The 25418-nt window shown below is 45.8% G+C and carries 33 protein-coding genes; 15 read left to right on the top strand and 18 right to left on the bottom strand.

The annotated features are described in order from the left end of the window. Positions 1–27 precede the first annotated feature (27 nt). The 5 genes from hisD to H5647_RS06680 form a co-directional block, all read right to left on the bottom strand. Positions 28–1326, bottom strand: a complete 1299-nt coding sequence (hisD, locus tag H5647_RS06700) for a histidinol dehydrogenase (protein WP_045857316.1) — start codon at positions 1324–1326, stop codon at positions 28–30. A gap of 26 nt (positions 1327–1352) precedes the next feature. Continuing rightward, positions 1353–1994 carry an ATP phosphoribosyltransferase gene (hisG, locus tag H5647_RS06695; RefSeq protein WP_045857314.1) on the bottom strand — a complete coding sequence of 214 codons (642 nt, stop codon included), beginning with the start codon at positions 1992–1994 and terminating at the stop codon, positions 1353–1355. A gap of 69 nt (positions 1995–2063) precedes the next feature. After that, positions 2064–3326 carry a UDP-N-acetylglucosamine 1-carboxyvinyltransferase gene (murA, locus tag H5647_RS06690; RefSeq protein ID WP_045857313.1) on the bottom strand — a complete coding sequence of 421 codons (1263 nt, stop codon included), beginning with the start codon at positions 3324–3326 and terminating at the stop codon, positions 2064–2066. 49 nt (positions 3327–3375) lie between these two features. Further along, positions 3376–3618 (bottom strand): BolA family protein, encoded by a 243-nt coding sequence (locus H5647_RS06685; RefSeq protein ID WP_045861159.1) that lies wholly within the window; start codon positions 3616–3618, stop codon positions 3376–3378. Between the two features lie 144 nt (positions 3619–3762). Further along, positions 3763–4428 (bottom strand): MlaC/ttg2D family ABC transporter substrate-binding protein, encoded by a 666-nt coding sequence (locus H5647_RS06680; RefSeq protein ID WP_052691910.1) that lies wholly within the window; start codon positions 4426–4428, stop codon positions 3763–3765. A gap of 286 nt (positions 4429–4714) precedes the next feature. Between H5647_RS06680 and H5647_RS06675 the strand changes: the two genes are divergently transcribed. The 12 genes from H5647_RS06675 (at position 4715) to yjgA (ending at position 14938) form a co-directional block, all read left to right on the top strand. Continuing rightward, positions 4715–5713: a calcium/sodium antiporter gene (locus H5647_RS06675; RefSeq protein ID WP_045857311.1), complete on the top strand. Its 999-nt coding sequence runs from the start codon at positions 4715–4717 to the stop codon at positions 5711–5713. 20 nt (positions 5714–5733) lie between these two features. Next, positions 5734–6702 carry a KpsF/GutQ family sugar-phosphate isomerase gene (locus H5647_RS06670; protein WP_045857309.1) on the top strand — a complete coding sequence of 323 codons (969 nt, stop codon included), beginning with the start codon at positions 5734–5736 and terminating at the stop codon, positions 6700–6702. Between the two features lie 12 nt (positions 6703–6714). Beyond that, on the top strand, positions 6715–7263 hold the full coding sequence (locus H5647_RS06665; protein WP_045857307.1) for a KdsC family phosphatase: 549 nt from the start codon (positions 6715–6717) through the stop codon (positions 7261–7263). 6 nt (positions 7264–7269) lie between these two features. Continuing rightward, on the top strand, positions 7270–7926 hold the full coding sequence (gene lptC, locus H5647_RS06660; protein WP_236074802.1) for an LPS export ABC transporter periplasmic protein LptC: 657 nt from the start codon (positions 7270–7272) through the stop codon (positions 7924–7926). Further along, positions 7923–8492: a lipopolysaccharide transport periplasmic protein LptA gene (lptA, locus tag H5647_RS06655; RefSeq protein ID WP_052691909.1), complete on the top strand. Its 570-nt coding sequence runs from the start codon at positions 7923–7925 to the stop codon at positions 8490–8492. Before lptC ends, lptA begins: the two co-directional genes overlap by 4 nt. A 19-nt stretch (positions 8493–8511) precedes the next feature. Next, positions 8512–9237 carry an LPS export ABC transporter ATP-binding protein gene (gene lptB / locus H5647_RS06650; protein WP_045857305.1) on the top strand — a complete coding sequence of 242 codons (726 nt, stop codon included), beginning with the start codon at positions 8512–8514 and terminating at the stop codon, positions 9235–9237. A gap of 210 nt (positions 9238–9447) precedes the next feature. Continuing rightward, entirely contained in the window at positions 9448–10980 is a 1533-nt protein-coding gene (locus tag H5647_RS06645) for an RNA polymerase factor sigma-54 (protein ID WP_045857303.1), read from the top strand. Between the two features lie 183 nt (positions 10981–11163). Next, the gene (locus tag H5647_RS06640) at positions 11164–11616 is read left to right on the top strand and encodes a PTS sugar transporter subunit IIA (protein WP_045857301.1); all 453 of its coding nucleotides are present in this window, start codon (positions 11164–11166) and stop codon (positions 11614–11616) included. A 92-nt stretch (positions 11617–11708) separates the two neighbouring features. Further along, complete coding sequence (gene rapZ / locus H5647_RS06635) at positions 11709–12581, top strand: RNase adapter RapZ (RefSeq protein ID WP_045857298.1); 873 nt, start codon at positions 11709–11711, stop codon at positions 12579–12581. A gap of 66 nt (positions 12582–12647) precedes the next feature. After that, entirely contained in the window at positions 12648–12917 is a 270-nt protein-coding gene (locus tag H5647_RS06630) for an HPr family phosphocarrier protein (protein ID WP_045857296.1), read from the top strand. A 105-nt stretch (positions 12918–13022) separates the two neighbouring features. Next, the gene (mgtE, locus tag H5647_RS06625) at positions 13023–14387 is read left to right on the top strand and encodes a magnesium transporter (protein ID WP_045857295.1); all 1365 of its coding nucleotides are present in this window, start codon (positions 13023–13025) and stop codon (positions 14385–14387) included. A 44-nt stretch (positions 14388–14431) separates the two neighbouring features. After that, entirely contained in the window at positions 14432–14938 is a 507-nt protein-coding gene (gene yjgA, locus H5647_RS06620; protein WP_045857293.1) for a ribosome biogenesis factor YjgA, read from the top strand. 202 nt (positions 14939–15140) lie between these two features. Here the strand turns inward: yjgA and H5647_RS06615 are convergent, their stop codons facing one another. Then, positions 15141–15563 (bottom strand): lipocalin family protein, encoded by a 423-nt coding sequence (locus H5647_RS06615; protein ID WP_045857291.1) that lies wholly within the window; start codon positions 15561–15563, stop codon positions 15141–15143. A 170-nt stretch (positions 15564–15733) separates the two neighbouring features. On the opposite strand from H5647_RS06615, the gene H5647_RS06610 reads away from it, so the two are divergent. Then, positions 15734–16702, top strand: coding sequence for a transposase (locus H5647_RS06610; protein ID WP_045857281.1), 969 nt, complete (start codon positions 15734–15736; stop codon positions 16700–16702). A gap of 166 nt (positions 16703–16868) precedes the next feature. Here H5647_RS06610 and H5647_RS06605 read toward each other — a convergent pair whose 3' ends face one another. Further along, complete coding sequence (locus H5647_RS06605; protein WP_045857289.1) at positions 16869–17075, bottom strand: CHC2 zinc finger domain-containing protein; 207 nt, start codon at positions 17073–17075, stop codon at positions 16869–16871. A gap of 114 nt (positions 17076–17189) precedes the next feature. Here H5647_RS06605 and H5647_RS06600 point away from each other — a divergent pair, with 114 nt between their 5' ends. Beyond that, the gene (locus H5647_RS06600; RefSeq protein WP_052691908.1) at positions 17190–17558 is read left to right on the top strand and encodes a helix-turn-helix domain-containing protein; all 369 of its coding nucleotides are present in this window, start codon (positions 17190–17192) and stop codon (positions 17556–17558) included. A gap of 50 nt (positions 17559–17608) precedes the next feature. Here the strand turns inward: H5647_RS06600 and H5647_RS06595 are convergent, their stop codons facing one another. From H5647_RS06595 to H5647_RS06585, 3 genes are all read right to left on the bottom strand, one after another. Then, a complete protein-coding gene (locus H5647_RS06595) occupies positions 17609–18298 on the bottom strand; it encodes a hypothetical protein (protein ID WP_162926309.1) in 690 nt (229 codons plus the stop codon). Further along, on the bottom strand, positions 18286–18642 hold the full coding sequence (locus H5647_RS06590) for a tlde1 domain-containing protein (RefSeq protein WP_045857285.1): 357 nt from the start codon (positions 18640–18642) through the stop codon (positions 18286–18288). The genes H5647_RS06595 and H5647_RS06590 overlap by 13 nt, the downstream gene beginning before the upstream one ends. Positions 18643–18723: 81 nt before the next feature. Further along, a complete protein-coding gene (locus H5647_RS06585; protein WP_162926308.1) occupies positions 18724–19077 on the bottom strand; it encodes a hypothetical protein in 354 nt (117 codons plus the stop codon). Between the two features lie 351 nt (positions 19078–19428). Here H5647_RS06585 and H5647_RS06580 point away from each other — a divergent pair, with 351 nt between their 5' ends. Further along, on the top strand, positions 19429–20397 hold the full coding sequence (locus tag H5647_RS06580; RefSeq protein ID WP_045857281.1) for a transposase: 969 nt from the start codon (positions 19429–19431) through the stop codon (positions 20395–20397). A gap of 361 nt (positions 20398–20758) precedes the next feature. Here H5647_RS06580 and H5647_RS06575 read toward each other — a convergent pair whose 3' ends face one another. From H5647_RS06575 to H5647_RS06540, 8 genes are all read right to left on the bottom strand, one after another. Then, a complete protein-coding gene (locus H5647_RS06575) occupies positions 20759–21271 on the bottom strand; it encodes a hypothetical protein (protein ID WP_052691907.1) in 513 nt (170 codons plus the stop codon). A 215-nt stretch (positions 21272–21486) separates the two neighbouring features. Continuing rightward, on the bottom strand, positions 21487–21774 hold the full coding sequence (locus tag H5647_RS06570) for a hypothetical protein (protein WP_162926306.1): 288 nt from the start codon (positions 21772–21774) through the stop codon (positions 21487–21489). 127 nt (positions 21775–21901) lie between these two features. After that, complete coding sequence (locus H5647_RS06565) at positions 21902–22435, bottom strand: hypothetical protein (RefSeq protein ID WP_045857277.1); 534 nt, start codon at positions 22433–22435, stop codon at positions 21902–21904. A gap of 93 nt (positions 22436–22528) precedes the next feature. Then, on the bottom strand, positions 22529–22972 hold the full coding sequence (locus H5647_RS06560; protein WP_045858663.1) for a hypothetical protein: 444 nt from the start codon (positions 22970–22972) through the stop codon (positions 22529–22531). 53 nt (positions 22973–23025) lie between these two features. Next, positions 23026–23538 (bottom strand): YcxB family protein, encoded by a 513-nt coding sequence (locus tag H5647_RS06555; protein ID WP_162926304.1) that lies wholly within the window; start codon positions 23536–23538, stop codon positions 23026–23028. Positions 23539–23679: 141 nt separating this feature from the next. Then, positions 23680–23922, bottom strand: a complete 243-nt coding sequence (locus tag H5647_RS06550) for a hypothetical protein (protein ID WP_045857270.1) — start codon at positions 23920–23922, stop codon at positions 23680–23682. Positions 23923–24406: 484 nt separating this feature from the next. Continuing rightward, positions 24407–24829: a hypothetical protein gene (locus H5647_RS06545; protein WP_045857268.1), complete on the bottom strand. Its 423-nt coding sequence runs from the start codon at positions 24827–24829 to the stop codon at positions 24407–24409. A 129-nt stretch (positions 24830–24958) separates the two neighbouring features. Continuing rightward, positions 24959–25348, bottom strand: coding sequence for a hypothetical protein (locus H5647_RS06540; RefSeq protein ID WP_162926303.1), 390 nt, complete (start codon positions 25346–25348; stop codon positions 24959–24961). Between the last annotated feature and the right edge of the window lie 70 nt (positions 25349–25418).

Below are 25418 nucleotides of genomic sequence, written 5' to 3'. Positions count from 1 at the left end.
GGCGGATTAATGCACTGCCGTCTTCGCTTACTTTTTAATGCGGTACTCAGCTGATCGTGCGTGCGCTTCTAATCGCTCACTGCGCGCCAATATCGAGGCGATCTTGCCCAGCTCCGATGCACCCTGCTCTGAGCAGTGAATAATGGAAGAGCGTTTAACGTAGTCATAAACGCCTAGGGGCGACGAAAAACGTGCGGTACCTGAAGTGGGCAGTACATGATTCGGCCCTGCGCAATAATCCCCAAGAGATTCAGAGGTATGACGACCCATAAAAATAGCGCCAGCATGACGAATATCGTCGACCAAAGTTTCTGGGTTTTCTACCGACAATTCCAAATGTTCGGGCGCAATATAGTTCGCCAGCTGAACGGCTTCCGCCATATCTTTCACTTCGATTAACGCGCCGCGATTTTTCAATGACACGCTTGCAATATCGGCGCGCGATAAAGTTGGAAGTAATTTTTCAATACTGGCTTCCACACGATTTAAATAGTCAGTATCTGGGCAGATCAATATCGCCTGTGCATTTTCATCGTGCTCGGCTTGTGAAAACAGATCCATCGCGACCCAATCTGGATCGGTAAGGCCGTCACATACAATCAATATTTCAGACGGACCAGCAATCATATCGATATCAACAGCACCAAAAACTTGTCGTTTTGCTGTAGAAACATAGATATTGCCCGGCCCAACAATTTTATCCACTTTCGGAATGGTCGCCGTTCCGTAAGCCAAAGCTCCAATGGCCTGCGCACCGCCAATGGTCACAACACGAGAAACGCCTGCGACCGCGGCAGCAGCCAAGACAATATCGTTATAATCACCATTCGGTGTAGGCGTTACCAAAACGACTTCTGGAACACCGGCAACTTTCGCGGGTAGAGCCGCCATCAAGATGGAGGACGGGTACGCGGCTTTACCGCCTGGCGCATACAAACCAACACGGTCTAAAGGCGTTACTTTTTGGCCCAGTACCGTGCCGTTATCTTCGGTGTACTGCCAAGACTCTTGTTTTTGATGTAAGTGGTATAGCTCAATACGCTCTGCCGCCAGCCATAATGCATCAGCCTGCTCCTTCGGAATACGTTCCAAGGCTTCTTTTAACTGCGGGCTTTCAATAATAAATTCAGAGGCTTTCTTAACATTGCGATGATCAAACCGATTCGTAAACTCAACGAGGGCGTCGTCACCTTCTGTGCGAATGCGAGCTAGGATATCGCTCACTACATTGTTTACATCATTATTCACAGCGTCTTCCCAACGCAACAACTCGCGTATGCGCTGAGTGAAATTGCTGTCGGCTGTATTTAATCGGTTTATCAACATTGCTATGTTCTCGTTATATCTAGTTATTATGCAGGTTGAGTTTCTTTTACCGCTGCGCCCACCGCATCGATTAACGCTTCAATTTCGCGGTGTTTCATTTTCATTGACGCCTTATTAACAATAAGACGTGAGCTAATATCACAGATTTCATCGCGCGGTTCCAATCCGTTTGCCCGCAAGGTATTGCCAGTATCTACGATATCAACAATCTCATCACATAAGTTCATGACAGGGGCTAATTCCATCGCCCCATAAAGCTTAATAATCTCCGCTTGCCTGCCCTGCTCGGCATAGTAGCGCTTTGCAACATTAACGTACTTGGTAGCCACACGAATACGGCCCGGCTTCAACGATTCACCTTTAATACCGGCAGTCATCATTTTGCACGTTGCAATGTGCAAATCCAGCGGCTCGTAATAGCTCTTACTGTTATGCTCTATTAACGTATCTTTACCCGAAACCCCTACATCTGCAGCTCCAAATTCAACATAAGTCGGCACATCTATGCCGCGCAAAATTAGCAACCGAACATTTTGCGAACTTGTTTCAAACGTAAGCTTACGGCTTTTTTCGATATCTTCTAAAGGCTCGATCCCTGCGGCGGCCAATAACGGCAAGGTTTCCTTCAATATACGCCCTTTGGTTAGAGCGATTGTTAGTGGCGACATAAGTCTGTTCCTTTTATGAGCAAACGCTCGATAAGTTTACAATTTTACGGCTAATGAGCGCGTGTGCGCTTAACCCGGAACGCGACGAATATTCACGCCCAACTGCTGAAGTTTTTCTTCAATACATTCATAGCCACGATCGATATGGTAAATTCGATCCACTAAGGTTTCACCTTCAGCGGTCATGGCCGCAATAACCAAACTAGCCGATGCGCGTAAATCCGTGGCCATTACAGGAGCACCGGTTAAACGTTCAACACCGGTAATTAAAGCCGTATTGCCTTCGAGCGTTATGTTGGCACCCATGCGGTTTAACTCATGGACTTGGATCAAGCGGTTCTCGAAAATTGTTTCAGTAACAGCCGATGTCCCAATCGCAACAGCGTTCATGGCCGTAAACTGCGCTTGCATATCGGTTGGAAACGCCGGGTACGGAGCTGTTCGTAAGTTCACCGCTTTTGGCCGTTTGCCATGCATTTCAAGCGAAATAGTATCGCCTTCAACCGAAATTTCAGCACCGGCTTCTTCCAGCTTATGTATAACCGCGGTGAGAATATCGGCTCGAGTATCACGCAATTTAATCGAACCACCCGTGGCCGCTGCGGCAACGAGATAGGTCCCCGTTTCAATCCGATCTGGCATAACGGTATAAGTACAGCCGTTTAACGCTTTAACACCTTCAATTTCTAAACGGTTCGAACCAATACCGGTAATTTTTGCGCCCATTGCCACCAAGCATTCTGCTAAGTCGACAACTTCCGGCTCTCGGGCAGCATTTTCTAGAATGGTGGTACCTTCAGCCAAAGTCGCAGCCATAAGTAAATTTTCTGTGCCGCCAACGGTAACCACATCCATTACAAAGTGCGTACCCTTCAAACCATTGGGTGCACGTGCACGAATATAACCACCGTCCACTTCAATTTCCGCGCCCATCGCTTCTAAACCACGCAAATGTATATCCACGGGACGACTACCAATGGCACAGCCACCGGGGAAAGATACATCGGCCTTACCAAATTTGGCCAAGGTAGGCCCTAAAACCAAAATAGACGCGCGCATGGTTTTAACCAGTTCATAAGGCGCCTCATGGTCCGTTAGGGTGGTAGGGTCAACTTCTACCGCCATATTTTCATTTATCGTAATGCCGACCCCCATGCAGCGTAAAAGCGCCAACATAGTGGTGATATCGTTTAAATGAGGTAAATTGCAGATATTCATTGGCCCATTCGCCAACAACGTCGCCGCTAGAATAGGCAAACCCGAATTTTTAGAACCGGAGATACGTATCTCTCCACAGATCTTTGGGCCGCCTTGAATAATCAGTTTATCCATACAATATTACTACCGACTGTTGCACCTCAAAACGCGTGCGAAGGTTAGATCAAGCGTTCTGCGCCGCCCATTGAGCGGGCGTGTAAGTTTTCATCTGCACAGCATGAATGGCGCCACTGGCAATAGCGTCTTGCAGTACAGAGTATACGAGCTGTTGTTTTTTGACGGGGGTTAAGCCTTCGAAAGCGGGGCTTATGATAACAACGCTAACGTGGCTACCATCACTGGAAACCTCCACTTGCGCTTGCTCTATAGAAGATTCCAATACGGATTTGATTTCATCTGGCTGCATGAACGGGGCCTTTAGGAAGTGAACATCTGTGACTACAACGGCGCTGATTTTATCCAACACCGTTCAAAGGGCCGCCATTTTAATCAAAAAGCGGGTGCATAGCACCCGCTTTACTGGAATCTAGTCATGTACTTTCTCGAAGCTTTAGCTTTTACCTGCCCATCCAGCAATAGAAGCATCAAGGTTGCCGCCATTATCTTTCATAGCTTGCGCAAATTGCCCACGAAATGTACTACCTAAATTAACACCATCTAACACAACATTGAGCACTTTCCACTGACCCGACGTCCCTAAACCTAACGAATAAACGATCAACGTAGCGTCTTCTGGGCTGGTAATTTTTTGAACAATTTTCGCAACCCTCGAGTCAACCGTACTTTTATCCGGTAAGAGCGCTATATCGTAGTCTAGATTTTGCGACATACCTTTTACGTAGGTTTCAACCAAACTACGCTTAAAAACAGTCAAGAAGGCTTGCTTTTGTGCGTCATCGGCTTGATTCCAATAGGCCGGCCCCATGACGTTTTTTGCAATGTAACGAAAGCTCACCATAGGCTCTAATACCGACTCGATGTCGGTATAAAAATCTTCAGGGTTTTCTTTTAATTGGGTTTGACCATTACGCGCCACATCTAATAACTGACGTGTAAGCGTCTCAACAACCTTACTCGGTTCACTCAACAGGCTATCGTTATTTGGCTGAGCATGCCCCAACAAAGGTGCCATCAAACAAACGGCAAAAACCAAAACGGTTGAAAATAACGACATAGAACCGCGTGGATTGGGGATACTAACAACAGGTGAATTCACGAACTCCCTCCTTAAAAACGGAATACATAATGCTTACAACAAAAAACTTGGAGCGAAGGTTCGCGTGCAAGTTCACAGATCCCCATAATAAGGGGAGAAAACTGAATATAAGCTGATTGACGTTGCGCATAGGCAAGCGGCCGCTATAAGATTGCGGCCTTTCGTCAAAACTCAAGTGCCAGCGGTGCCTAGCAAGGCCTAAAAAACGTCATTTTAAAGAATGAGCTGGTTCGGCAACAGCTGTTTTTGACGGTTGCACACTTTAAAAAATCGAGACACACGCTCTATGCTGGAATCTATACCGTTTATCGCTCAGGTGACTATTGCCATTCTGATCGGGTTCGTAGGCCTTATCTGGAGTGCCGATCGTTTTGTCGGTGGAGCGGCGTCTATTGCTCGATCACTTGGCGTTGCGCCACTCATTATTGGCCTCACCATTGTCTCATTCGGCACTTCCGCCCCTGAAATAATGGTGTCCATTAGTGCATCACTGAAAGGTGCCGGCGACTTGGCGGTGGGCAACGCACTGGGTTCAAACATTGCCAACATTGGCTTAGTGCTTGCCGCTACCACCATTGTGGCAACTATTCCCGTTCAACGGCACATACTTCACCACGAACTCCCTATATTATTGTTGATAACCGGTCTTTCGGGGTACTTTCTGTTCGATGCTACGTTAACGTGGGTAGAAGGTGTAATACTGCTTGGCATGATTGCGCCAGCACTTCTTTATTTGGTGCGCGTAAAACAACGAGAATTTACCGCTACCGAAATTGCAGAAGAGGAAGAAATGGCCGATATGCCACGCAACCACGCCATAATGTGGTTTGTTATTGGTTTGGTCATGCTAATGGTAAGCTCGGAAGTGCTGGTATGGGGCGCACGGTCTGCCGCCGAACTGGCTGGCGTAAGCCCCTTAATTATCGGCCTAACCGTTATCGCCATTGGCACTAGTTTGCCCGAACTTGCCGCCACAATGATCAGCGCCTTAAAAGGCCATCATGATATCGCCTTAGGTAATATCATAGGCTCAAACATGTTTAATTTAATGGCCGTAATGGCCATCCCCGGCATCGTATCCACCACCACAATGGAGAATTCTGTTTTTAGCCGCGATTATCTCGTTATGCTCGGGCTTACCTTACTTCTCGCTCTGCTCATTGTAAAAACATTATGGTTTAACCGAAAAACAAAAGACGCAGCCATTGGTCGCTGGGTCGGCGTTACCCTTCTATGTGGTTACATCGGTTATTATGTTGTACTTTTCCAAACGACCACGTCTTAAAAAAGGCTTCCTTGTTAATTATGAGTAGCTTCGATTTTATTCACTCTGCGCAACGCACAATTAAAATGGAGTGCGACGCGGTTGCTCAACTGCATAATCGTATCAACGAGACTTTCGAACAGGCCTGTAATATTTTATTAAAATGCCGTGGTCGCGTAGTCGTCTCGGGCATGGGTAAATCGGGTCATATTGCCAAGAAAATTGCCGCCACACTGGCGAGCACTGGCACACCGGCATTGTTCGTTCACCCGGGTGAAGCCAGCCACGGCGACTTAGGTATGGTCACGCGAGACGACGTCTTTATCGCCATATCGAACTCGGGCTCATCGCCCGAACTTATGACCCTGCTCCCGATGATAAAGCGCATGGGTATTCCTCTCATAGCCATGACCGGTAAGCCCACAAGTCCGCTAGGCGAGGCCGCTGACATCTACCTTGATATTCAGGTGGAAACCGAAGCCTGCCCACTCGACCTAGCCCCTACTTCTAGCACCACCGTTAGCCTTGTTATGGGTGACGCTTTAGCCGTCGCACTACTCGAAGCTCGCGGCTTTACCGCCGAAGACTTCGCCTTCTCACACCCCGGCGGCGCGCTAGGCCGAAAACTATTATTACGTGTAAGCGATATAATGCACCGCGGTGATGCCGTGCCGTGCGTTGCAAACGGCACTAGCCTGCTCGAAGCATTGTCAGAGATGAGCAAAAAGAGCTTTGGCATGACGACAATTATCGACGCAGCCGGCACTCTTGTCGGCGTATTCACTGACGGCGATTTGCGCCGCTGCCTTGATAACAATATCGATGTTAAAACCTCTACCATTGATGAGGTAATGAGCCTCAACCCCTTAACAGTTGCCCCTACCGCCCTCGCGGCAGAAGCCTTTAACATCATGGAAAAATACAAGATTACAGCGCTGGTTGTCGCCGACAACCAGAAACCTATAGGCATATTGCACATGCACGACATGCTGCAAGCAGGATTGGTATAAATACACTTTTTTATGAAGCACTTATCTCTCGATCACATCGAACATAAATGTCGCGACATTAAACTACTACTATTAGATGTTGATGGCGTACTTACCGACGGCAAACTGTATTTCAGCAATGAAGGGTATGAAATGAAAGCCTTCAACACGCTCGATGGCCAAGGTATAAAACTATTGCGCCGTTCGGGCGTTGAAGTGGGCATAATTACCGGCCGTACCAGCAGCTTAGTCGCCAAACGTGCCGAAGACTTAGGCCTAACCATACTAAAACAAGGCCGCGAAGATAAGTTTGTCGCTCTGCAAGAGCTGCTCACAGAACATCAATATCAACTCAATCAGATAGCGTTTATGGGCGACGACTACCCCGACCTCACCGTTATGTGTCGCATTGGCTTAGCCTTAACCGTCCAGAATGCGCATCCCGCCGTTGTTGATCACGCTCACTGGAAGAGTTCTCGAAAAGGTGGCGAAGGCGCCGTTCGCGAAGCATGCGATTTAATTATGAAGGCGCAAGACACTTATCAAAGCGCCCTCGATGAATACACACGCACCGACACTTAATTCATTATGGCTAAAGCAATCGCCAAAAACAGGCTCTACCTTCTGCTTATTTGCCTAGGCATTAGCGTGATCGTCATGCTGTGGGATTCATCCGACGAAATACTCACGCCCCCCAAATGGCAAGATGATAATCAACAACACTTCCCTTACGCTGTGGCAAAAGATGCCGCTACTCAGCACTACGACGACAGCGGTAATATCGACTACTCTTTTACGGCCTCACGCTTAGAACACTATCGTACCGAAACCACCCACAAAAACGATGACGTAGAAGAGTACACGTTAATTAGCAGCCCACATTTTACAATTTTCGAACAGCAGTCACCCTGGCACCTAGAAGCCGAGGACGGCAAACTTATCCGTACCACACAAGAAATCACCCTTTGGAACAATGTACGCATTTGGCAAACAGCACCACCCAGTCACGCAACGCTCAATACAACTACCCACTACAGTTTTATGACCGAACTAAGCACTAACGCGCTTAGTATTAATGCGATAGAAAAAGTCGCGCGCACCGACGAGCCTGTTAAAATAACGTCTCCTTACGGCGAAATTAATGCAGTCGGCATGACGGCCGACTTTCAAACGCGTAAAATCCAGCTGCATCAACGCGTTACCGCAATCCATAGAAACCCAGGCGCAAGCGAAGAAACACCATGACATTGCACGTTAATTTCATTCATTCCGCTCGCCGTCTACTCTCGCTATTGCGACACCTTGGCTGTGCCCTCCTAGCCATGGCAAGCGTTCACGTTATCGGCTTGCCCGACGACCGCTTCCAAGATTTAAACATATCTGCCGACAGAGCCGAACTTGACGACCAAAGCGGCACAACCACCTATGCTGGTCGCGTTATAGTTGTGCAGGGCAGCATGAAAATCACCGCTGAACGCGTAGTAATACACGGCCGAAACGATAGCTACTCACACGTTGTGGCTACCGGTTCACCCGCGCGTCTCAGCCAAATACCCAACATAGGCCAGGAACCGGTCACCGCTCAAGCGAACCGTTTAGAGTATCGCATTACCGACGAGACCTTATTTCTAATCGACAATGCGGCCTTTAAACAAGAAGGGACAAGTTTGAGCGGCAACCGCATTGAATACGATGTCAAAAAAGCCGTGGTTAAAGCCGGTGGCAATACAAACTCGACCACCAGCGATCGTCGCGTACGAATGGTCATCCCCCCTAAAGCCTTATCGACTGAAGAACTGGTCGAACCCTAACGAGCACCCAACAAACCCCATGCCTACACTCTCTGCACAACATTTGGCAAAAAGCTATAAAGGCCGCAAAGTCGTTATCGACGTGTCCATTTCAGTTGACGACGGCCAAATTGTTGGGCTCCTTGGCCCCAATGGCGCAGGTAAAACCACCTGTTTCTACATGATTGCGGGCATAGTAAAGGCCGATCGAGGCTCAATCTCCATTGGCGAAAAAGATGTTACTCACTACTCCATGCACGAACGAGCACGGGAAGGTTTGGGTTACTTGCCACAAGAAGCGTCGGTTTTTCGCAAGCTAACCGTTGCCGACAACATTATGGCCATTCTAGAAACGCGCAAAGACTTACGCCGAAAAGACCGCACCGCAGCCATGGAAAAACTCTTAAACGAGTTTCACATACAGCATATTCGCGATAGCTTGGGGATGGCGCTCTCGGGCGGAGAGAGGCGGCGAGTTGAAATAGCGCGCGCACTCGCCACAGAGCCACAATTTATATTGCTGGACGAACCCTTCGCGGGCGTTGACCCTATTTCAGTTAGCGACATCAAAGAAATTGTTCAACACTTAAAACAACGCGGTATCGGTGTTTTAATAACGGACCACAATGTGCGCGAAACACTCGATATCTGCGAGAAAGCCTATATCGTATCGGAAGGGCATATCATCGCCGAAGGCGCCTCCAATGATGTTCTTAATAACCAAAAAGTGCGCGAAGTATACCTTGGCAAACACTTTACTCTTTGACACAATTCATGCTTGACAACTCACAAAAAAGTTGCGCCACAGCGGCACATTCTTTGCTAACAAAAGCACTTAAAAGCATTGCTTGTGGCCGCCAGCGCGACTAAACTAAAGGCGATTTACACACATAACGCCCCAACCCCAAGCTTAGTTTTCACCCGCTTTTGGGTTGGCGCCTGATCAAACTCTCGTCGTGACATCAGCCATCGCCTTATGAAGCAAACCCTCCAGCTTAAGCTGGGCCAACAACTCACCATGACTCCTCAGTTGCAACAGGCAATACGCCTCCTGCAACTCTCGACTCTGGATTTGCAAGCCGAAATTCAAGAAGCACTGGATTCCAATCCAATGCTCGAAACATCTGACGACATAGATGAACCCGCTCCCGCCAATACTGAAAATACCCAGCAGAGCGAACCGCCCGCTCAAGAAAGCGAAAACCCTGCCTTAAACGGTAGTGAAAACACGAGCAGTACGAGTGATACGAGCAACGAAGCTCCCGACCAGCCCGATAGCGACTGGAATGACGACAACATTCCTACCGACCTTGCCGTAGACACGAGTTGGGACGACATATACGAACCGTCTTCAAGTGGCTCTGGCCTCTCAAAACCCGAAGGCGATGACTACGACTTTGAATCTCGTCGCGGCACCTCAGAAAGCCTGCAAGACCACCTCAGCTGGCAACTTAATTTAACGCCGATGTCTGCGCTCGACAACGAAATTGCGGAAACCCTTATAGACGCCGTCGCTCCCAACGGCATACTGGGCCTGTCATTAGACGAGATTTTTTCAGGTTTACAGGTTCAACACGAAGAACTTGAAATGGACGAAGTTCTCGCCGTACTGCACCGTATACAGCAGTTTGACCCGCCAGGCGTTCTGAGCCAGGACGTACGTGAATGCTTACTTATTCAGCTGAATCAACTCAGTGACGATACCCCCAACCTAGCGCAAGCCAAAACCTTAGTACGCGACTATCTCGACGTACTGGGTAGCCGTGACTTCAAGCAACTCATGCGTAAACTGCGTATAAAGGAGCCCGAGCTCCAATCGGTTATCAGTGTTATTCAGAGCCTGAACCCTCGCCCCGGCGAATCCATAGGGGCAGACGAAACAGAATATGTTGTACCCGATGTTTTTGTTGCCAAAGTTAACAATCGCTGGCAAGTCCAATTAAATCCCGATATCGCGCCAAAGCTGCGGATAAACTCAGGCTACGCCTCACTAGTGAAACGAGCAGATTCCAGCTCCGATAACACCTTCTTGCGCGACAACCTTCAAGAAGCTCGCTGGTTTCTCAAAAGCCTACAAAGCCGTAATGAAACGCTATTAAAGGTCTCCACGTGTATCGTTGAAAAACAACAAGGCTTTTTAGACTATGGGCCAGAAGCCATGAAGCCCATGGTGTTGCACGATGTCGCAGAAATAGTCGAAATGCACGAGTCGACCATTTCCCGTGTCACCACTCAAAAGTATATGCATACCCCTCAAGGTATATTCGAACTGAAATACTTCTTTTCGAGCCACGTGGCCACAGACACAGGTGGAGAATGCTCATCTACCGCCATTCGCGCGATCATTAAAAAGCTCGTTGCCGCCGAAAACCAACGCAAGCCGCTCAGCGACTCAAAAATTACCGGCTTACTCGCCGAACAAGGTATCAAAGTGGCGCGTAGAACCATCGCCAAATACCGAGAATCGCTGCATATCCCTCCCTCAAACGAACGTAAACGACTAGTTTAAAACACGCTATCTTTCTTAATAGAAACTTTTTTTAACTACATTCCTATTCCACACTTGGATCACGCAACAATACTGGTAGAATGCGCGCCAAATCGCTGGGTAATAACACATAAGAGCACCGCTCTTTATAGGCCTTTTAACCCAGCCACAGGCCACCGAAAGGATTAGTAACAACTTAACCTCATGCAAATTTCTTCCATTCTTACTGAAGACCGCTGCAAAGCCCATATCACCGGCGCCAGCAAAAAACGCCTCCTTGAAAGCTTGGCGACCATTTTTGCAGACTCATTGCCCGAAGGTGACGCCACCGCACTGTTTCAAAACCTTGTGGGGCGCGAACGCTTGGGCTCAACCGGTATAGGCCAAGGCATCGCCATTCCACACTGCCGCTTTGCCACTAAGGGCGAAACGCTATGCGCCTGCCTAACACTCGACACCCCAATAGATTTCGATGCCGTTGATGGCGAACCCATCGATCTAGTGTTTGCCATGCTAGTGCCAGAAGACGCAGAAGACAGCCACCTGCAGGCCCTCGCAACACTAGCGGAAGCGTTACAAAACCCCAGCTATGTCGAAGAGTTGAGAGCTTGTCCCAACAATCACGAACTATTTCGTATTGCAGCTGGTGTAAACTGATATCAAAAAATTGGCTATAGTCAATAAAGACTAATGTCCCATAGCCCTTTCTTATCATGTTCATAACCCACTAGATAAGGCGATACCCGCACATGCACTTGCTTATCATCAGTGGTCGATCAGGCTCAGGTAAAACCTCCGCTCTCCACCTACTGGAAGATGAAGGTTTCACCTGTATAGACAACCTGCCTGTAAACCTTTTACCCGCGCTCATAGAACAAATAAGCTCCACTCGCGAAGCCAATGCACAGCGCTTTGCGATTGGCATAGACGCTCGCAATATTTACAGTGACCTCAGCAAGTTATCCGAACTTATACAAAGCGCCCCTATTAAACGTGACGACTATCAAGTGGTCTTTTTAGACAGTTCTCGCGAAGTACTATTAAAACGCTTTAGTGAAACCCGACGTCGCCATCCCCTTTCCGACGAATATATTGGCCTCAACGAAGCCATCGCGCGGGAGAAAACGATTCTACAACCCATGGCCGCTGCCGCAGATGTCACTATCGACACCTCAAGCCTTAGCCTCCATGAATTGCGTAGCGCAATCAAACACCTTGTTGTAGGCGAAGAAAGCAAAGGTACAGCGCTTATGTTCAAATCATTCGGCTACAAATATGGCGTACCGGTTGATGTTGATTTTATTTTTGACGTTCGGTGCCTACCGAACCCCTATTGGAGCACGCAGCTACGTGAGCACAGCGGGCTAGAACCAAAAGTGATTGATTACCTTAATGGCGAAACAGAAGTCGAAGAAATGTTTAACGACATATTAACGTTCGTACGCAAATGGACACCTCGCTTTGAAGCCAACAACCGGAGCTATTTAACCTTTGCCATTGGCTGTACCGGTGGCTGGCATCGCTCGGTTTATATGTGCGAGAGGCTAGCGAAAGCGTTAAAAGACGACTATAAAAATGTTCAAACGCGTCACAGACAACTCGAGAACAAACCCGGCCATTAGCAGCGTACGCCAGACACTCACGCAGCAACCGATAAACTCTTCACCAGCCACATTAGCGAAGCGCCCATGCAGGAAAAGCACCTACAGATAATCAACAAGCTTGGGCTACACGCGCGTGCAGCCACCAAGCTTGCCAATATCGCTAACCGCTTCTCCGCACGTACAGAGGTCACCGCCAACGGCAAATCTACTGACGCAAAAAGCATCATGTCGCTGATGCTACTCGCCGCCTCCAAGGGCACTGAAATACAGCTTCGCACCGAAGGTGAAGACGAAGAAGCCGCAATGGCCGCAGTCACAAATTTAATCAACAACCGCTTCGACGAAGCCGAATAAACTGCTCACAATGGAATTAATTGATTTGCGGAAGCCTTTGAAAAGGCTACAATTTCTGCCCAATAGCGCAATCCACCTATAGCTGCACCGCAATCGGATGATTTTATGCCTCAGGCCGCCGAACAAATCGACAACCCATCGCATTTGCACCTCAGCAAAGTGCAAGCGTTGCTCGATAGCGGAACCTTCCGACAGGTTCGCCGCATGCTTAACGGTTTGCGTCCACCGGAAATTGCGCACCTTATAGAATCGTCACCGCCACAATCGCGTACGCTGCTATGGGACTTAATCGATAAAGATGTTTCCGGTGAAGTTCTCGAAGAGCTTTCAGATGACGTTCAAAGCCTATTTCTTCAAGAAATGGACACCGAAGAGCTTGTCGAACTAACAGAAGGCCTCGATACCGATGACATAGTAGACATCCTCCAGCAATTGCCCGAGCAGGTGATTCAAGAAGTATTGGAGGCCATGACCGACCAAGACAGAAGCCGCGTTGAAGCCGTTATTGCCTACGATGAAGCGACTGCTGGCGGCCTTACCAATACCGATACGATTACGGTACGTCCGCGATTTACCTTAGATGTTGTTCTACGTTACCTGCGCCGTCATACCGAGCTTCCGCCCTCTACCGATAGCCTAATCGTCGTCAATCGCAAAGATGACTACCTCGGCATACTGCCGCTCGCCAAACTACTGACCACCGATCCGAACGTCACGGTGAGAGAAGTCATGGTGACCGACACCAACGCCATACCGGCCACCCTGCCCGATAGAGACGTAGCCAAATTGTTCGAACTGCACGATTGGGTATCGGCGCCTGTTGTAGACGAAAACGGCAAATTACTTGGGCGAATAACCATCGATGACGTTGTCGATGTTATTCGTGAAGACGCAGATCACTCCTTAATGAGTCTCGCTGGCCTCGATGAAGATGAAGACACCTTCGCTACCGTTCGGCGTTCTGCACCAAGGCGGGCAATCTGGCTCGGCGTCAATCTTCTAACCGCCATACTCGCCTCCACTGTCATAAGTTTATTCGACGCAACCATCGAAAAAGTAGTGGCGCTCGCTATCTTAATGCCGATAGTCGCCAGCATGGGCGGCGTTGCCGGCTCTCAAACCCTAACTGTCGTGATTCGCGGTATGGCGTTAGGCCACATTGGCTCAAGCAACTTAGGATGGCTACTGTCTCGAGAGGTGCGCGTAGGCCTTATCAATGGCCTACTCTGGGCTACAGTAATGGCCGCACTCGCAGCTTGGTGGTTTAACGATATGACTATCGCACTCATATTGGGCTCTGCCATGATCATAAATTTAATTACTGCCGCACTGGCAGGTGCACTCTTACCGGCAGCACTAAAATCCATGAACATTGATCCTGCATTAGCGGGCGGAGTAACACTCACGACCGTCACCGACGTGGTTGGATTTTTCTCATTTTTGGGCCTAGCAACCTATTTCTATGGCTAATGCCCTGCTTACAACACCTATTACAAACCCCACTGTGAACTAACATGACCGAAAAACACGACGAGTATCCAGACGAAGACTTTGAGAAAAGTAAAAGCGCCGTAAAAAGAGACATGCAAGCCCTGCATGACCTTGGTGTAAAACTCACTGAACTTACGCCTGCCCAACAAGCGAAAATTCCAATGAGCGACACGCTGCGCAGCTCCATAGAAGAAGCGCCTCACATCACTCAAAATAGTGGTCGTAAACGTCATCTAAAATTTATAGGTAAACTCATGCGCAAGGAAGATGGCGACGCCATTCAAACGGCGTACGAAAACCTAATGGACGGCCAACATCAAAACGTACGCCAGCATCATCAAATGGAACAGTGGCGCGATCTGTTACTAAAAGACAACAATGCCCTACCTGAATTTATCCAGCAATTCCCAGAGTGTGACCGACAACAATTACGGCAGCTAATTCGCGCCAGCCAAAAAGAAACCTCTCTAAACAAACCGCCTGCCAGCGCTAGAAAACTGTTTAAATTTATTCGCGAATGTTTTGACTAGCCATATCTCGCCAGCGGTCCACAACCTCTCGCTTTAGCGACCGTTAAAGCGAGACTGAAAAAACCGACACAAACCTAGCGCACTGAATTGATTATATTTTTCCTAACATGGGTGTCCGATTATTTAGTGAGTTTAATAAAAACCACGACTAAACTGATTGTTTTTCTCTTAACGTGGCTGTCCGATTATTTGTTTGGTTAGGCTAATGAATTTTCACTGACTCATACAGTTTCCCATTACAATCCCCAACAACATCGTCACAATTAGCCAGAACAGCTCTGTATTTACGATAAGACGATGTTAACTCTAAATATTCATACAAATCTACATATTCAACTTCACTTTCAGAAACGATCAGTGTATGCACTACAACATATCTCCCATCACATTCCCACAACCCAGACTCCTTCTGTGATTCATCTGAAACTCCATTGGCAAAGTTAAATACCATTTCAAATGTTCCATCTTTATTAAAAGTGGATTGAAACGTTTTCTGGGATTCTATGTTGTACTCAAAACTACTACCAACCCAAGTGCCGACTAAGTTTTCACAATCCAACTTTTCTTCTGCCGAAGCGTGTGTACTAACAAAGATTGCCAAAAATATAACGGATAATAATTTCATAAAATTTACGCCTAACGCCCCGCTTAGAGGCAGTTTTGGAGCTGATTGATTTATGGCAGTCTTTTCGCCATAAATTTAAGTACATCCAAGGACACCCACTTTTCAATTGACATCATAACCAACCAAGGCTAGCATTGGGACTGTATATTCATACAGAAACGGATTTCCTTATGACAACACCTCGCGCCCAACAAATATCGATTTCCGACACACCCTACTACCACATCATGTCACGCTGCGTACGGCGCACCTTTTTATGCGGAACCGACGACCGTACCGGCCAATGCTTTGAGCATCGCCGCCAATGGATTGAAGACCGTATTCGACTACTCGCCACCCTCTTTTCAATCGACATCTGCAGCTACGCCGTAATGAGTAACCATTACCACATCGTTGTGAAAATTGACCCAGAACCCACAAAGCGCTGGAGCTTTGACGACGTTATCCAGCGCTGGCTATGCCTACACAAAGGCCCCTTTTTAGTTCAGAAATACCAAAAAGGTGAGCTAATGGAAAAAGCTGAAATGAAGGTGCTGAGTGAAATTGTCGACGATTGGCGGCTTCGCTTAGCCAGCATTAGCGAATTTATGCAGCAACTGAATCAGGTGATTGCACGACAGGCCAATACAGAAGAAAGCTGTACGGGGCGATTCTGGGAAGGAAGGTATAAATCACAGCCTTTACTCACCGAAGAAGCCTTACTCACCGCTATGGCCTATGTGGATTTAAATCCCATTCGAGCACAGATGGCAAAAACTCCCGAAGGTTCCAAACATACAAGTATTAAAGAACGAATTAAACCCACCTTTAATCGTGAACGCGCTCTAGTGAATAATCCCGACCTTAACCCTTACTACCTGCAACGCTTTCCTATAAAGGCACTCGCCGTGTTTGAAGGGAACATTAAGCAAGGCGGCCAAGACGGCATACTGTTCGGCCATAATGATTACCTGACCTTGGTAGACACCACTGGCAGAATTCAACGCCAAGATAAACGCGGGGCTATCCCCAATACAATATTGCCGATTCTACAACGCTTAGCAATAGACCCTGACGAATGGCTGGAAAACACCGAAAAATTCGAAGCGATTTTTTATAGTCGGTTTTATTACCAAAGAAATGAACGAAATATCGCTTAACGCTCTTAAGTAACCCCTCCCAAAACAATCAAATGGACGGTTTAGGGCGCTCTACGCCTGAAAACTGGAGATTACGAAGACTTCCCCGCCAAACAGCATTTTTTAACTCCGATCATAACTAAACCGGAAAAATAAATTATTTAGCATCACTAAAAAAATAACTTTTTTAAGAGCGGGTGTCCTCTTTATTTTGGTTCCACAGGTTGGATTCTGGGCTAACGACTAACGACGGGGTTTTATCATCGTGGAAGGGGCAACGGCCTATCTTGTCTTTGCCGTGGGGTTTCAGCGCCACGCCACTGGTTTCCACCAAGCGGATCAGCGAGACCTCGCTTTTAATCCGGTTGATTACCTCGTCTGAGAATCGTGCCATTTGCTTGCCTCCCCCAAAAACCTGTCAATACACATAAACTTTCTTTATGCTATACATATATGTATACTCAAGCAAGCTTAAATTTATACGGGAGGTACACTCGGCATGTTGAATATGACATATAAGGTTTTCAGAACTATGCCGTTCTCTGATCGATTGATTGCTTTGCGCAAGCAACGAGGACTTACTCAAGAGGCGTTGGCCGATCTGATTGAGATCACCAAAACCCAAGTTTATCGCTATGAAAGTGGTACATCCCAACCCACTCTCGATGTCATTAAAAAGATCGCTATTGCGCTTAGTGTTACTTCTGACGAGCTAATTTTTGAAGTAGATGAACGCAAACCCGATGACAGCCTAACCCTGCTACTCGAAGGGGTTAACCGGCTCGACTCTGACGAGAAACACGTTATCCGGGAAATGATCGAAGGAATGTTGGTGAAGCACCAAACCAAACAAATGGTTAAGAGCCTTGCTCGCTAAAACCAAAAAGCCCAGCTTTCGGGCTGGGCTTTGAGAAAAATAGTCAAGGCTTAATAATTTGTGGATGTCCCTTTTATATTCTTTTCGTCATTCTTTTCTGGGCATGTTCCTGACATGGGCTCTATATCGCGAGATGCGTACATCTCCACCGCTACAACTTTACTCTCCGAGTCACTTTTAAGCACATAAGATACTAGGCTTTTCGGTTCACCATACACCGAATATTCGCCCTCAAACGGATCGTTAAAATAATGGCAGCTTGCTTGGCCTGCTATTGTTTTATACAGGTAAATAGTTCTCTCATCAGATTTCTTTGATAGAACGAAACCAGCTCCCATAAACCTGCTAACAACAGAGTTGACCCTTTCCCCAAAAGAAATGCCTTCGATGCTATGCAACTCCTCAGCACTAACAAAACAATCAACGACATTGTCAGTTTTTGGAAGGTTTTTTACTCCTCTAACAGAATAAGTTTTCTTTTCGGGGTTACCGTCAATCAAAAAAACGACGACCTTCCCTTCATCTACAAGACATAACTTCCCGGTCATTCCATCTATTAGAAAATCCGAAACATCAACACCACCAATATTCTTAGGGAAAAGCCGTAATTCTTTATTCAATATCACACCCAGATAGTTTAAGTCTTGCTCGTCGCCAAAACCCGGAAAACAAACAACTAAACTAATTGAAAGCGCAAGTAATTTTACAAAACCCTTACATTTCAAAATCATTTTATCCACACCATGGTTCCAGTACGTATATACTTCCTCTGACTTTGCTGAATAATCAAACATCCCCGTGAAGCATCACCGAAGAAACCAGCATCTCCATGTATAAAAATATCATCTCGCCCATACATCTGGTTATCGGGTGCAGGCCATAAGCGAATCCAACCGTCGGAAGTGCGCCTTTCAGCAATGTATGTACCGGCAGGAGCGGGCCCGATATCTTTTAAAACATCTGCTCTCGGGTTGTTATACGCAAAAGCATTTTCCCCGTTTCCGCCCCCAGAATACCCCTTACCTGACTGAAAAAGCTCTCCATCCCTATAGTGCTCCCAACGCCCAAATTCAGTATTCCACACCAACCCATCTTCAATATTCTCGGTTGTAGCTAAAACCCGTGCATAGCCATTTTCTAGCTGCTCCTGCGTCTTTTGTGCAAACTACTTTTTTGACAAACTAACTGGTAAACCACCATGAATCTGTCCTGGCCTTGGAGAACCTAACCAGTACTCATAACCAAAGAGAAGCTCTCCAGATTCCGACTGCCAGCCCCCTAAAGCCAAGGTTATTAGATGCAGCTCTTTTAAGTAACAATAGTAAATAAAGATTGAATCCTGCGATGTGCTAGGTTTGTATTTGCAATTCAAACGGAATTTATCCTTTCCTTTATATGCATCCGTCGAAATGTAACTAGCACTCATATCTTCATTTACTACTAGTTCATAATTCCGTACTCCTTCTTGCCTTGGCATTTCACCGGAGGGAATCCAAGAACCTACGAGGTCCTCTTTCAATAAACTTTCCGAAAAACATGACACCGAAAAAAGCAAACAAAATAACAATTGAAAAAAGCGGAACATAACTCAGTCCTTAAAGATTATTGAATCTGTTTTTACTGATGGGTTCGGGATAATGACGTCAGGCAAAGTCGGAGGCCATAGAGGAGGAGGTTGCTCACCTCGATTATAGTACTGCATTAAATCACAAGAATTCATGGAGCTACATAGAGAATATTTACCAGCTTCACGCAGGAGTTCGCCAATTACCTGCACTCGTACATCCAAGGACACCCACTTTTCAATTGACATCATAACCAACCAAGGCTAGCATTGGGACTGTATATTCATACAGAAACGGATTTCCTTATGACAACACCTCGCGCCCAACAAATATCGATTTCCGACACACCCTACTACCACATCATGTCACGCTGCGTACGGCGCACCTTTTTATGCGGAACCGACGACCGTACCGGCCAATGCTTTGAGCATCGCCGCCAATGGATTGAAGACCGTATTCGACTACTCGCCACCCTCTTTTCAATCGACATCTGCAGCTACGCCGTAATGAGTAACCATTACCACATCGTTGTGAAAATTGACCCAGAACCCACAAAGCGCTGGAGCTTTGACGACGTTATCCAGCGCTGGCTATGCCTACACAAAGGCCCCTTTTTAGTTCAGAAATACCAAAAAGGTGAGCTAATGGAAAAAGCTGAAATGAAGGTGCTGAGTGAAATTGTCGACGATTGGCGGCTTCGCTTAGCCAGCATTAGCGAATTTATGCAGCAACTGAATCAGGTGATTGCACGACAGGCCAATACAGAAGAAAGCTGTACGGGGCGATTCTGGGAAGGAAGGTATAAATCACAGCCTTTACTCACCGAAGAAGCCTTACTCACCGCTATGGCCTATGTGGATTTAAATCCCATTCGAGCACAAATGGCAAAAACTCCCGAAGGTTCCAAACATACAAGTATTAAAGAACGAATTAAACCCACCTTTAATCGTGAACGCGCTCTAGTGAATAATCCCGACCTTAACCCTTATTACCTGCAACGCTTTCCTATAAAGGCACTCGCCGTGTTTGAAGGGAACATTAAGCAAGGCGGCCAAGACGGCATACTGTTCGGCCATAATGATTACCTGACCTTGGTAGACACCACTGGCAGAATTCAACGCCAAGATAAACGCGGGGCTATCCCCAATACAATATTGCCGATTCTACAACGCTTAGCAATAGACCCTGACGAATGGCTGGAAAACACCGAAAAATTCGAAGCGATTTTTTATAGTCGGTTTTATTACCAAAGAAATGAACGAAATATCGCTTAACGCTCTTAAGTAACCCCTCCCAAAACAATCAAATGGACGGTTTAGGGCGCTCTACGCCTGAAAACTGGAGATTACGAAGACTTCCCCGCCAAACAGCATTTTTTAACTCCGATCATAATTAAACCGGAAAAATAAATTATTTAGCATCACTAAAAAAATAACTTTTTTAAGAGCGGGTGTCCTCTTTATTTATCAGCATCGAAATACGGTTCGGATGAATAAGCTATCTCATCATTATAGATATAGTTGCATACATACTTTCGGTCAGGCCGAACATATAACTTTTTCATAAGCATCCAGACTGTATGTATTGAGTGCTAACGCCTAAAGCAGAGGCGCCGCTTGCGGCGTCCTGCTGGCTTTATTTGTTAGAAGCTTTCCAGAAGAATTCGATACCATATTTTTCAAACATATCTGTTTCTGGAACAATTTTAATTCTCCGAAGATCAGTTAGATATTGATTACCCAACACTCTAACATTATCAAATGTATTTATAGCAGGCTTATTTTCGTAGTAACACAAACCAATTGCTCTTTTATCATCAGGGATAAAAAGCACCCTTTTTTCATTGTCTAATCTTGGTGTTATATCTTGAAGATCTCCTTCGGGAGACTTCCACACGCAATGAAATTGGGCTTCAGAGAAATTCATACTCTTATCCTGTGCGAGCATCCATCCAAACTGCGGAATCCCCATCTCATATCCCATTTTCACCATGACATTAAGATGACAGAAAGTAGGTTCTGGAACAAATGAATTGGATTTATTTACCTCCATCCAAACGGCCTTACTCTCATCTAGTTCGAGATACTTAATAATATCTCTAAGATGGCTATCAATCTTTTGGGGGGAACTAACTTTAACATTCATCATAGGTCGAATTAACTTGAGCTTCTAACGCCGCAAACAGCGGCAGACTTGTTGTTGATTTTTTTGTGCGCAAATGGCGAAGCCATGCACAAAGAAAGCGACGGCAAGTCTGTCCAAGGAGCGCAGCGACTGATACTGGTTTGCCTTGTTAGAATGGGGCCCTATTATTCTCATAAGTAAACACAAGGGCATTTAACCACATACCAAGCGCTAGTTTATTACCCCTTGATACTTGAGCGATCCCAAGGAAACCAGCCAACGGGTGCACGCCCCCTGAATGCGACATGGGCAAATAGAACTGTCATGTATAACTCACCAGCAATCGCAGCCAGCACACCTGGAATATTCTCTTTAACAATACCATCTTGAATCGCAAGCCAGAATGCTAACGGAGTAAACAGCACTAATAGAACTACCCACACCCAAGCCAAGACTCTAATCCACTTTTTTACAGACTGCCCAGACCAAGGCGGCCTAGTTAAATCTGTCTGATTTGAATTTTCCATATTCATACAATCCTGTGATTTCTAACGCTTTTGTAACGGGCATTTTTTGTGTAGTGTAGTTTTGCGGTAAAGTGGCGAAGCCACCGCAAAACGGAGCGTAGCAAAAAATGTCCTGTTGACAAATTTGTTAGGTTTTTTCATTGCAAACTGCCTTTACTCTACGTAACCCCTTCACAGTTTCAAGCTGTAAAAACAATTTTCCCTCGGTGGTATAGTACTTTACATTACCACCTTCTTTTAACCAAAGCTGATGAGATGCAGTTTGCTGTAGCTTACTCCCAACTTTAAAGTACGAACCATTCTTTTGAATGTTACATTCTTGCCTATAAATCTGCACCACCGGATGGTTCGGGTAGTACCAAAATTCCACATATGAAAAAGCAGAACCATCGTTTGACAGATACCCTCCAGAATACCCACTTGGATTATACGAGCTAGACCAAGTAGGAAGTATATTCGGAGCAGGGCTTGAGACGTAAAAGCCTTCGTATACGTTTAGAACCCAATTATCTTCCCACGGTTCTTTTGACTCTCCTTGCCGGAGAACTACCGCACTCCATTTCTTATTTTCAGACTGAACAATAAACTCTTCCCAATCTGGTGGTTCGTCTGCATAAGAACAGACAGAGAGAACAAGAAAAATTAGTACGATTTTATTCATGTTGAACCTAACGCCGCCATAAATTGCGGCTTTGTAGTTGATTGTTTTGTGGCAGCGTAGCGTTAAGCCACAAAAAAAGCGACGGAAAAGCCGTCAATTTGATGGCCTTGTTACAAGCTGCCGTACTATGAGCCAAAAGACTAAGCCTGAAACTGCACCACAAAAGCCAAAACCCAGCAGAAACTTTAATTGGTACAAAAGGCCTGCTGTAGTGTAGCTGCCATTTTCAATGATTATTGTTTGCCCCACAACACTACGAGTCGTGCCGCCCGGAAAACTAAATAGTAGCCAAGGAGCGGCTGAAATTAATGCACCGCCTAAAGTTAAAGAACGAAAGTTAATACAACCTTTAGCTTTAAGAAGTAAATATATAGGTATACCAACAATTGCGGAAATAACCCAACTTACAATAACTGCCCAAGCAGATATCCCACCAAAAATTTCACCAATACCGCCATATAGCACAACCCATATTAGTGCACCTATAGGCGGGGCTATTAAAAACCCACTGATTGGATACAACGATGCTCGATTCATTTTGCCTTGTAACGCCGCAATTTGGGGCAACCGAAGCAACGCGTAGGTTGTCCCTAAGATTGCTTTGTTACATTTTTATTTATTAATGCCATTAAGCCCTCTGGATTAGAGATTTTTGACAAGGGAAAAACTAGAGCATTTATACTATCTATGAAGAGGTAAATTGCCTTTTCCGTATTTTCAACGCGCCTGACCATACTCCATTTATGATTCGCTTCATAAGCAGATCCAATAGTTATGATCCCATCATCACTAATTACAAATTTGTGCTTACTCAAGAACGCACCACCCTCACTAGGCTGACAAGCGCGCTTAGCCTTTACTCCACTTAATAGCATTAATGCAAAACAGAGTAACAATCCAAAAGATACAATTCCGGCAGTAGGCCAGCTAAAATCTACATTACTTTGAAAAAAGGCGAAGAACACAAAGGCAACCACAAACCAGATGATTAGGTTGATCCACATGCTTTCCCACCACTGTTTAGACTCTTTACAAATCGCTGTTTCCAAAAAGGATTGAAAATCCTTCCAGTCAGACAGCTCATATTCAATCTCTAGTTCCATGCGCATTCCGAAATGTAACGCCTTTGTCATTTGCTTTTTGGTTGTAGTGGAGTTTTGGGGTAAAGTGGCATAGCCACCCCAAAACGGAGCGTAGACCAAAACGTCAAATGGACAAACTTGTTATGTGATTTTGAAAGTTCATTACCCATTTATAACACGGTCTTTTAGTAATGCTTGCAACATCTCATGGGAACTGTCGTCAATATCACAAGTTAGTTTTTCCTCTAAGTTTTTTCTAATTTCATCGGTAAACCAAATAGGCTCTTCCTTTGCAAGCTTTAACTCGGGGTATATTTTTTCTATATCCTCTATCGACCCTGAATATAAGTAGAACCAAACCGATCCTTTTCCGTAATCATGATAAACAAGATATTTTTCCTTCATACGACATATTCCACATAACGCCTAAATAATTTGCCGCAGTAAATTGGCGGTTTTTTTGCCCCGCAAAAAAGACGACAGTTTACGTAGGTCAAATTGATTTACTTGTTACAACAGCTGCATGATTACCTGCTACGAAGCACTATGCGAAGCCGTTGGTTAATTATCAAAGGGCAAGAATACCGAATTTGAAGATTCCTTGCACTCACTTATTGGCAGCTTACATTGAACGGGTTTGGCTGCCGATACTGCTTATTATTTAGTGGCACCGGAACGAACTGAAGGGATAGAAACCCAGCACATTCCTTGATGCTATTTCTCTGCTAGTGGCAGAGTTTTTAAAACCATTACAAATTAAATTGAAACAGCCTGTAACGCCAAGTGCAGCTGCATTTTGGTTGGTGTGTAGTTTTGTGTAAAATGGCGTAGCCATACACAAAACGAAGCGCCGACCAAAATGTCAGCTGGCACGCCTTGTTAGCTGTATTTATGGGTGATACTCCAGTGTTGATAGATACTTACAAAATTCATTGATCTTTTCACCCTTACCGTATTGGTAGAATTCCACAAGTGCTCGCTTCCTAAGCGTATAGGCATTAATCGCTGAAGTATGGTAACGGAAGTTTCCTGACAACTCAGATGAATTAGTGAAATCACCATAAACCTTTAATTGTCTAGGCAAGTCATTTTCTAGATACTCAAATGCTGCTTGGTATTTTTTATATGAGATATCATTAATTTCGTCATACTTAAGCTCATAAATATGCTTCTCGTACTCATAATCATCTTCGGAGAGTTCAGGCTTTTCCGAGTGTGCAGGGAATGGCTCCTGCTTTGGGCAAACCCGTAAATCTTCAGCTAAAGACGAGCATGAAAATAACAATACAAATAATATAGCGATACTCTTCATTTCTATGCCTTACAGCTAACGCCCCAATAACGGGCCGGAACGGAGTGGATTGCGTTGTGCTATTAAAGCACATAAGCAAGCCACGCAGTGGAGGTCCAGCCAGCTTGCTGGCGGGCGTTAATTGGTTTGTTAGAATTCAATCGTTACATCCTGAACATGCAAACAAAGCATTCCTGAAACCACACCTTTTTCATCTACGACAGGATCTGGAGTGTAGTGCACAGAGAATTTGGCCCCCTCAATAAAAGCAGTTGTAACAGCAATGTCATAAACCGCTAAACCGGGAAATTCTTTTTCAGATAAATACTCTTTTATGGGAAGCCTGATATCGCCTTTATTAAGCTGTAACCCTCCAAGGCTCCAACCATTGTATTTGATAGGTGCCTTAATCAGGAGGTAACCTACATCTGAAGCGGTAGGCTTTTTCCCATACTGCCATTCAGTCTCAATAGAAATTTCCATTTCACAAGAAAAAGCACTTACTGAAATAGAAAATAAAAAAAACACGAAATATTTCACGAACTCTCCCTAGAATTCTAACGCCGCCATAAAAGGCGAGCAACTTGTTGCGAGTCCAGCGCTGAAAGCG

This window comes from Teredinibacter purpureus (assembly GCF_014217335.1).
Taxonomy (GTDB): domain Bacteria; phylum Pseudomonadota; class Gammaproteobacteria; order Pseudomonadales; family Cellvibrionaceae; genus Teredinibacter; species Teredinibacter purpureus.
The sequence above is the reverse complement of the archived record's forward strand: the minus strand, read 5'-3'. Positions and strand labels throughout refer to the sequence as shown.

Coding starts and splice junctions, on each gene's coding strand:
- H5647_RS06580 (WP_045857281.1), top strand. CDS start 19,429: ATGACAACACCTCGCGCCCAACAAATATCGATTTCCGACACACCCTAC.
- murA (WP_045857313.1), bottom strand. CDS start 3,326: ATGGATAAACTGATTATTCAAGGCGGCCCAAAGATCTGTGGAGAGATA.
- H5647_RS06555 (WP_162926304.1), bottom strand. CDS start 23,538: ATGGAACTAGAGATTGAATATGAGCTGTCTGACTGGAAGGATTTTCAA.
- H5647_RS06630 (WP_045857296.1), top strand. CDS start 12,648: ATGCAGGAAAAGCACCTACAGATAATCAACAAGCTTGGGCTACACGCG.
- hisG (WP_045857314.1), bottom strand. CDS start 1,994: ATGTCGCCACTAACAATCGCTCTAACCAAAGGGCGTATATTGAAGGAA.
- H5647_RS06605 (WP_045857289.1), bottom strand. CDS start 17,075: ATGGCACGATTCTCAGACGAGGTAATCAACCGGATTAAAAGCGAGGTC.
- lptA (WP_052691909.1), top strand. CDS start 7,923: ATGACATTGCACGTTAATTTCATTCATTCCGCTCGCCGTCTACTCTCG.
- H5647_RS06615 (WP_045857291.1), bottom strand. CDS start 15,563: ATGAAATTATTATCCGTTATATTTTTGGCAATCTTTGTTAGTACACAC.
- mgtE (WP_045857295.1), top strand. CDS start 13,023: ATGCCTCAGGCCGCCGAACAAATCGACAACCCATCGCATTTGCACCTC.
- H5647_RS06545 (WP_045857268.1), bottom strand. CDS start 24,829: ATGAAGAGTATCGCTATATTATTTGTATTGTTATTTTCATGCTCGTCT.
- H5647_RS06670 (WP_045857309.1), top strand. CDS start 5,734: ATGAGTAGCTTCGATTTTATTCACTCTGCGCAACGCACAATTAAAATG.
- yjgA (WP_045857293.1), top strand. CDS start 14,432: ATGACCGAAAAACACGACGAGTATCCAGACGAAGACTTTGAGAAAAGT.
- H5647_RS06550 (WP_045857270.1), bottom strand. CDS start 23,922: ATGAAGGAAAAATATCTTGTTTATCATGATTACGGAAAAGGATCGGTT.
- H5647_RS06675 (WP_045857311.1), top strand. CDS start 4,715: ATGCTGGAATCTATACCGTTTATCGCTCAGGTGACTATTGCCATTCTG.
- H5647_RS06570 (WP_162926306.1), bottom strand. CDS start 21,774: ATGGAAAATTCAAATCAGACAGATTTAACTAGGCCGCCTTGGTCTGGG.
- H5647_RS06645 (WP_045857303.1), top strand. CDS start 9,448: ATGAAGCAAACCCTCCAGCTTAAGCTGGGCCAACAACTCACCATGACT.
- lptC (WP_236074802.1), top strand. CDS start 7,270: ATGGCTAAAGCAATCGCCAAAAACAGGCTCTACCTTCTGCTTATTTGC.
- H5647_RS06610 (WP_045857281.1), top strand. CDS start 15,734: ATGACAACACCTCGCGCCCAACAAATATCGATTTCCGACACACCCTAC.
- H5647_RS06640 (WP_045857301.1), top strand. CDS start 11,164: ATGCAAATTTCTTCCATTCTTACTGAAGACCGCTGCAAAGCCCATATC.
- rapZ (WP_045857298.1), top strand. CDS start 11,709: ATGCACTTGCTTATCATCAGTGGTCGATCAGGCTCAGGTAAAACCTCC.
- H5647_RS06575 (WP_052691907.1), bottom strand. CDS start 21,271: ATGATGAATGTTAAAGTTAGTTCCCCCCAAAAGATTGATAGCCATCTT.
- H5647_RS06565 (WP_045857277.1), bottom strand. CDS start 22,435: ATGAATAAAATCGTACTAATTTTTCTTGTTCTCTCTGTCTGTTCTTAT.
- H5647_RS06560 (WP_045858663.1), bottom strand. CDS start 22,972: ATGAATCGAGCATCGTTGTATCCAATCAGTGGGTTTTTAATAGCCCCG.
- H5647_RS06685 (WP_045861159.1), bottom strand. CDS start 3,618: ATGCAGCCAGATGAAATCAAATCCGTATTGGAATCTTCTATAGAGCAA.
- hisD (WP_045857316.1), bottom strand. CDS start 1,326: ATGTTGATAAACCGATTAAATACAGCCGACAGCAATTTCACTCAGCGC.
- H5647_RS06600 (WP_052691908.1), top strand. CDS start 17,190: ATGACATATAAGGTTTTCAGAACTATGCCGTTCTCTGATCGATTGATT.
- lptB (WP_045857305.1), top strand. CDS start 8,512: ATGCCTACACTCTCTGCACAACATTTGGCAAAAAGCTATAAAGGCCGC.
- H5647_RS06665 (WP_045857307.1), top strand. CDS start 6,715: ATGAAGCACTTATCTCTCGATCACATCGAACATAAATGTCGCGACATT.